Here is a 6,779-nt window from a genome sequence, read left to right as displayed (position 1 = left end):
CAATAAGAAAACTTTTACGATTTTTAAATGGAAAAACAATGAATTATCATTATAAATAAGCATCTTATCTTAAACTCATTGAACTTATTTTTTATATCTTATTTTTATTAATACATTTTAAAATCAAAGAATTTCTTATCAAGTAGGTGACTTGGACGCACATTCGTTAAAGCACGAATCATGGTATCTTTACGTCCTGGCATTTGTCTTTCGATATTTTTCAGCATCTCTTTCATTGCATTACGTTGTAAACCATCTTGACTACCGCAAAGATTACAAGGAATAATTGGAAATTGCATTGCTTGAGCAAATTTTTCCATATCTTCCTCAGCGGCATAGACAAGAGGACGTAACACAAAAAGATCACCTTCGTCATTTTTAAGTTTTCCAGGCATAGCAGCTAATCTGCCGCCATGAAATAAATTCATAAAAAACGTTTCCAAAACATCATCACGATGATGCCCTAAAATTAATGCCGAACAGCCCTCCTCTCGTGCAATGCGATAAAGATTACCACGTCGCAATCGAGAACACAGTGAACAATATGTCTGTGTTTCTGCCAATTTATCTGTAACAATGGAATAAGTATCTTGATATTCAATACGATAAGGAATTTTATAAAAATTTAAAAAGTCTGGAAGAATATGTTTAGGGAAACCTGGTTGCCCTTGATCAAGATTACAAGCAAGAATTTCAACGGGTAAAAGACCACGCCACTTTAAATCTAAAAGAAGTGCTAATAAACCATAAGAGTCTTTTCCGCCCGATAAAGCAACAAGCCATTTTTTCCCAGTAGAAAGCATAGAAAAATCGTCCAAAGCTTGCCGCATATGACGTAAAAGTCGTTTACGCAATTTATTAAATTCTACACTTGAAGGAGCACGCCGAAATATTGGATGACAATCATCTGCTTTGCTTACCAAAAGATCATTCTTTTTGTTTTCTTCTATTGCCGGATATTCAACAAAAACATCATTCATAAAACCATATCCTGCATAAGTAATAGCTCATTTGCAAAGATAGAAATAAATATAAAGCAAGCTTACATTTCAAGTTTTTTAAATTTATGAAAACAGATACGAAAAAAGAAATGGAACTATATAAGCTTATAACACTAAAATAATGTAATAAACTTAATATAGAACCATTTGAAAATATTTTCTAACTTCAAAGATTATAAAAACAACACAATAGTTTGAAATTATAATAATAGAAGAGAAACAACTTTTCTCATAAAAAATTATCGAGAATAAAATTCAACGACCAAATTAGGTTCCATTTGCACAGCATAAGGAACGTCTGCAAAAGCAGGAATACGTGTAAAGGTCGCTTTCATATGTTTATGATCGACTTCAATATAATCGGGGACATCACGTTCTGCTAACTGTACTGATTCTAAAACCAACACAAGTTGTTTTGATTTTTCCCGAACCTCAATAACATCACCTGGCTTACAACGATACGATTGAATATTTGTACGTCGCCCATTTACATTCACATGACCATGATTAATAAATTGGCGAGAAGCAAAAATTGTAGGTACAAATTTTGCACGATAAACAACAGCATCCAAACGTGATTCTAACAGACCGATAAGATTTTCACCTGTATCACCCCGCCGACGAGCAGCTTCCACATAAGTTTTATGAAATTGCTTTTCTGAAATATCGCCATAAAACCCTTTCAACTTCTGTTTAGCGCGCAATTGCACCCCATAGTCAGAAAGTTTTCCTTTACGACGCTGTCCATGCTGACCTGGACCATAATCACGACGATTGACAGGAGATTTTGGACGACCCCAAATATTTTCTCCCATACGTCGATCAATTTTATATTTTGTTGTTTCGCGTTTACTCATCGCATTTCCTTTAAAATAAAACACGAGATCTGAAGATCCCAAGGAAACGCGCCCTCCTCTGCCTTTAAATATAAAAGACTGACAGAATAGCTTAACATAGCAATTATGCGAAGTTATCCACGGGACACGTTAATGACAGCTATTTTCTTGAAAGAAAAAGCTGGGGTATATTTATTGATCCCGTATCCCAAAGTCAACTCCTTTCATCAGTTTTAAGCCAAATCCTTTTAACAAATTCTCTGTTGAAGAAGTGATATTTTTTGATGTCAGCAAAGCAAAATCTTGATATTTCTTTATGGGGTTCTGATGTATTTTCTTCGACAAGGGCAATAATGACCTGATATGTTTGGCGATCGCTTTTGCTGGATCAATCCATTCAACAGACCATAGAGCTTGTTCACGCAAGAAGTTAATCAAAAAAGGATAATGAGTACAGGCTAAAACAATAACATCAGTATATTTGCCATTTTTTTCCACAAAACATGGCAAGATTTCTTTTCTTAACACTTCTAAATCGATAGGTTTTCCTCGTAAATGATCTTCAGCAAATCCAGCAAGCTTTTCACTTCCTACAAGCTGAACATGACACTGTCCAGCAAAAGAGTTAATTAATTCATTTGTATAGGCACGTTTAACTGTTCCAGGAGTCGCTAATACGGAAATAAAACCAGATTTCGTTTGTTCAGCAGCTGATTTAATTGCAGGAACCGTTCCTACAAAAAGAACATGAGGAAAATTTTGTCGTAGATCTGCCATCATCAATGTAGAAACAGTATTGCAAGCAATCACACATAAGGCAGGATTATAATGTGTTAAAAGATTTGTAAAAATCTTTAAAATGCGTTCTTTTAAAACATTTTCTTCCCAATTACCATAAGGAAATCCCGCATCATCAGCAACATAAATAAATTGTATTTCAGGGATAAAAACGCGCGCTTCCCTCAATACTGTTAAACCACCAACACCACTATCAAAAAAAAGAACAGGTCGTACATCCATCAGTTTTCACACTTGTTTTTAATTTTTTGACGATCACGCTCTTTAGGGGCCCGACTTCCCCGTGGATATTGTGGAGAAAAATGATCCAATGAAGATATAATACCTCGCAATAAGCGAACCTCAGATTCACTAAAATTAGCGCGCGTAAAAACAGAGCGTAAATTTGTAAGCATAACCTCTTTTCGTTCTCGGGGTCTAAAATACCCACGAATATCCAAAGCCTCTTCTAATTGAGATAAAAAACCATGAAACACTGTTTTATTTGCAGGCTCCATCTCTGCTGCACGAAATGCCGTATCGCTTACATTTTCTAGACCTGCTTTCATCCATTCATAAGACATCAAAAGAACCGCTTGTGCAATATTAAGTGATGCAAAAGCAGGATTGACTGGAAAAGTGATGATTTCATCAACAAGGCTGATTTCATCATTTTCTAGTCCCCATCTCTCTCTTCCAAAGACAATACCTGTTTTATGTCCGATATTTTCACGCTGACGAAGTACATTTGCTGCTTCGACAGCACTTTTTACAGTTTTAAATCCGCATCTTTCACGGGCTGTTGTTGCAAAAACATAGTGTAAATCTGCAATTGAACCACGCAATGTGTCAAAAATCGCGGCATTGTTAATAACATGATCAGCTTTACTTGCAGCAGCTCTAGCTTTTTCATTTGGAAATATCTCTCGAGGTTTGACGAGTCGAAGCTTAGAAAGCCCAAAATTTGCCATTGCTCTTGCGACCATACCAATATTTTCCGGAAGCTGCGGTTCAACTAAAATAATAATGGGACCATTTGTTAAATTTTCACGATTCTTATTCGTTCCAGCCATCAACCTTACCTAGTTTCATTTAACGATTTTCCTCCCCACTATTTTTTAAAACATAACCTTCTTTAAAGTACTCTAATGTTGCTTAATAATAAATTATAGGCAATGTTATTTTTTCACTCAAAGAGTACAGATTCTCTCATAAAAATCTTAAAAGCCATTAAAATGAACGATGAAGCCTATAACAATTTATATAAGATATCGTAGTGTTTTTTACATCAATTTTATCTTTTTTAATAGGGAATAGCCCTTACAAATCATAATCTCAGTTGAATTGTGAAATCATAAATCCTAAAAAAGAAATATGTACTTTATTCCCAAACTTTTTCCTGCAAAGCTTATCCGTCGTTATAAACGTTTCCTTGCAGATGTTAAACAGGACGACCAACATATCTTTACTGTATCAGTACCAAATACAGGATCAATGCTCGGATTGACAGCTTCCAACGCCAACGTTTGGCTTTCATATCATAAAAATACCAAGAGAAAATATGCCTATCAATTAGAAATTGTTGAATCCGATAATACTTTAGTTGGTATTAATACCGCTTTACCTAATAAACTTGCATTAGAAGCAATTCAAAACGGATTACTACCAGAATTAAGTGGATATAAAACAATTTTAAAAGAACAACGCTATGGGACACAATCACGCATTGACTTTCTTTTACGGGATGACATTCTTCCTGATTGTTACCTAGAAGTTAAAAATGTTCACTTTATTCGTCAAAAAGGATTAGCAGAATTTCCTGATAGCACAACAAAACGGGGTGCCCGTCATCTTGAAGAACTCATACAAGTCGTACAACAAGGAAAACGAGCTGCTATGCTTTATGTTATTCAACGAGAAGATTGTACAGCTTTTAGCATCTGTCATGATCTTGATCCACTCTATGGACGTAAATTTGATTTAGCATTAAAATCAGGGGTAGAATGTTATGCTGTAAAATGTCAGTTAAGTGTAGAAGGTATTTTTCCGATTCAGAGAGTAAAAATAGAAAACAGAAAAAACAATGGTTGAATATATTGAATATAATAAAGCCCCTTTAAAATTTAACGGGAAAATTCGCATTTTCGATGACTATGCTTTCGCTAAAATGCGCGAAGTTGGTCGTATTGCTGCAGAATGTCTTGATGCACTTACGGATATTATTAAACCTGGTGTCACTACGCAAGAAATTGATGATTTTGTATTTACTTTTGGAGCCCAAAAAGGAGCTCTTCCTGCTGACCTAAATTATCATGGATACAGTCATTCATGCTGTACATCTATCAATCACGTTGTCTGTCATGGTATTCCTAATAAAAGACCCTTACAAGAAGGTGATATTGTGAATGTTGATGTGACCTTTATTCTTGATGGTTGGCATGGTGATTCAAGCCGCATGTATCCTGTTGGAAAAATCAGACGTGCTGCAGAACGCCTTTTACAAATAACCTATGAAAGTCTTATGAGAGGAATCGCTGTGGTTAAACCTGGAGCAACGACAGGTGATATTGGTGCTGCCATTCAACAATATGCAGAATCTGAACGGTGCTCAATTGTGAGAGATTTTTGCGGACATGGTATCGGTCAGCTGTTTCATGATGCCCCCAATATTCTCCATTATGGAAATCCTGGAGAAGGAATCGAATTAAAACAAGGGATGATGTTTACAATTGAGCCTATGATTAACCTTGGTAAGCCACAAGTTAAAATTTTATCTGACGGTTGGACTGCTGTTACCCGTGACCGCTCTTTGACAGCGCAATATGAGCATACAATTGGTGTTACAAATGAAGGGTATGAAATATTTACACAATCGCCTAAAAATATCTTTTATATTCCAAATTCACAGACCTAATCCACTGTAGAGATGTTATGGCTAAAAAAATAAATCAAACGGGAGATATTCAAAGTAATCACTTTGCACTAACATCAAGTTCTCCCCCCACCCCAGTATCAGAAAGAAAAAGTAAAGAATCTAAGAAAAACACACAGCTTGATAAACATTATCAAGGACATCGTGAGCGTCTTCGAAAACGTTATTTAAAGTCAAAAGGAAATGCACTTGAAGATTATGAATATCTTGAATTATTGCTTTTTCGCACAATACCCCGGGCAAACACAAAACCTATAGCTAAAAATTTGATAGCACATTTTGGTTCACTTGCTGATGTGTTAGGCGCTGATATTCATCGACTTCAAGAGGTTCAAGGATGTGGACCCGCAACGGCAATTGATTTAAAAATTATTTCAGATATTGCTGGACGTCTTGCTCGTGCAGAGTTGTTTAAACGCGATATTTTTTCATCATGGGATAAAGTATTAGCATATTGTAAAGCAGTTATGGCTCACGAAACACGTGAACAATTTCGTATTTTGTTTCTCGATAAGAAAAACGGCTTACTTGCCGATGAAGTACAACAAACGGGAACCATTGATCATACCCCTGTTTATCCTCGTGAAGTTATTTCTCGAGCTTTAGAGCTATCCGCATCAGGACTTATCTTAGTCCACAATCATCCTTCTGGTGATTCTACCCCCTCTGATGCAGATATAACAATGACATACAGATTAAAAGATGCGGCAAATGCATTAGGCATTACGATCCATGACCACCTTATTATTGCACGCCATAACCACACAAGCTTTAAAGCATTAAAACTCATATAAACCTTATGGGAAAAAGACTTCATTCAAGAATGAATAACAAATTAATTTTCTAAATCAATATCCAATATAGCCATTGAAAAATTATAGGATAGCTCATCTTCATCTTCATCTCGATAGATAACGCCTAAAAACTCATCCCCCATATAGACCTCACAAGAATCATCTTTTTTAGGTCGGGCTCTGACTTGCAATGCTGAGTTTTGGAATGTATTTTTTAAATAATTATCAAGTTTTTTTATTTCATCAGCATTCACTATGCTCTCCTGTTTTTTGAAACAATTAAAATAACCGCGTGCCGAGCGAATAAGACACTTATCTGATTCTGTAAAGCCAGTAAAAAAGCTTAATCTGAATATTGACTTAATATTACATATATTTACAGCTCTTTCTTTATATATTCATAAAGAACTTTTATAAAAGGAGTCTATCATTATTAAAT

7 protein-coding genes and 1 pseudogene are annotated in these 6,779 nt (G+C 35.4%); 3 read left to right on the top strand and 5 right to left on the bottom strand.

Annotation, left to right across the window (positions count from 1 at the left end; all coding sequences use genetic code 11):
• Positions 1-107: 107 nt before the first annotated feature.
• From ttcA to FS875_RS09125, 4 genes and pseudogenes are all read right to left on the bottom strand, one after another.
• Positions 108-980, bottom strand: coding sequence for a tRNA 2-thiocytidine(32) synthetase TtcA (gene ttcA, locus FS875_RS09140; protein ID WP_144755943.1), 873 nt, complete (start codon positions 978-980; stop codon positions 108-110).
• 260 nt (positions 981-1,240) lie between these two features.
• Positions 1,241-1,858, bottom strand: coding sequence for a 30S ribosomal protein S4 (rpsD, locus tag FS875_RS09135; protein WP_144755940.1), 618 nt, complete (start codon positions 1,856-1,858; stop codon positions 1,241-1,243).
• A 171-nt stretch (positions 1,859-2,029) separates the two neighbouring features.
• Positions 2,030-2,857 carry a glutamate racemase gene (murI, locus tag FS875_RS09130; RefSeq protein WP_144755938.1) on the bottom strand — a complete coding sequence of 276 codons (828 nt, stop codon included), beginning with the start codon at positions 2,855-2,857 and terminating at the stop codon, positions 2,030-2,032.
• A pseudogene (locus FS875_RS09125) lies at positions 2,829-3,687 on the bottom strand (RNA methyltransferase). Before FS875_RS09125 ends, murI begins: the two are co-directional and overlap by 29 nt.
• 301 nt (positions 3,688-3,988) lie before the next feature.
• Between FS875_RS09125 and sfsA the strand changes: the two are divergent.
• Genes sfsA through radC form a run of 3 tightly spaced genes read left to right on the top strand, consistent with a single transcriptional unit; the run spans position 3,989 to position 6,340 of the window.
• Positions 3,989-4,705 carry a DNA/RNA nuclease SfsA gene (gene sfsA, locus FS875_RS09120; protein WP_144755933.1) on the top strand — a complete coding sequence of 239 codons (717 nt, stop codon included), beginning with the start codon at positions 3,989-3,991 and terminating at the stop codon, positions 4,703-4,705.
• Positions 4,698-5,528, top strand: coding sequence for a type I methionyl aminopeptidase (map, locus tag FS875_RS09115; protein WP_144755930.1), 831 nt, complete (start codon positions 4,698-4,700; stop codon positions 5,526-5,528). The genes sfsA and map overlap by 8 nt, the downstream gene beginning before the upstream one ends.
• Positions 5,529-5,545: 17 nt before the next feature.
• Positions 5,546-6,340 (top strand): RadC family protein, encoded by a 795-nt coding sequence (gene radC / locus FS875_RS09110; RefSeq protein ID WP_144755927.1) that lies wholly within the window; start codon positions 5,546-5,548, stop codon positions 6,338-6,340.
• Between the two features lie 41 nt (positions 6,341-6,381).
• On the opposite strand, the gene FS875_RS09105 is transcribed toward radC, so the two are convergent.
• The gene (locus FS875_RS09105) at positions 6,382-6,594 is read right to left on the bottom strand and encodes a DUF3126 family protein (RefSeq protein ID WP_005773530.1); all 213 of its coding nucleotides are present in this window, start codon (positions 6,592-6,594) and stop codon (positions 6,382-6,384) included.
• Positions 6,595-6,779 lie beyond the last annotated feature (185 nt).

The sequence above is a fragment of the Bartonella saheliensis genome, assembly GCF_902162175.1.
The sequence above is the reverse complement of the archived record's forward strand: the minus strand, read 5'-3'. Positions and strand labels throughout refer to the sequence as shown.

What these genes read in the sequence shown, in the direction of transcription:
- rpsD (WP_144755940.1), bottom strand. Translation starts at nt 1,858, where the DNA reads ATGAGTAAACGCGAAACAACAAAATATAAAATTGATCGACGTATGGGA.
- sfsA (WP_144755933.1), top strand. Translation starts at nt 3,989, where the DNA reads ATGTACTTTATTCCCAAACTTTTTCCTGCAAAGCTTATCCGTCGTTAT.
- radC (WP_144755927.1), top strand. Translation starts at nt 5,546, where the DNA reads ATGGCTAAAAAAATAAATCAAACGGGAGATATTCAAAGTAATCACTTT.
- ttcA (WP_144755943.1), bottom strand. Translation starts at nt 980, where the DNA reads ATGAATGATGTTTTTGTTGAATATCCGGCAATAGAAGAAAACAAAAAG.
- map (WP_144755930.1), top strand. Translation starts at nt 4,698, where the DNA reads ATGGTTGAATATATTGAATATAATAAAGCCCCTTTAAAATTTAACGGG.
- murI (WP_144755938.1), bottom strand. Translation starts at nt 2,857, where the DNA reads ATGGATGTACGACCTGTTCTTTTTTTTGATAGTGGTGTTGGTGGTTTA.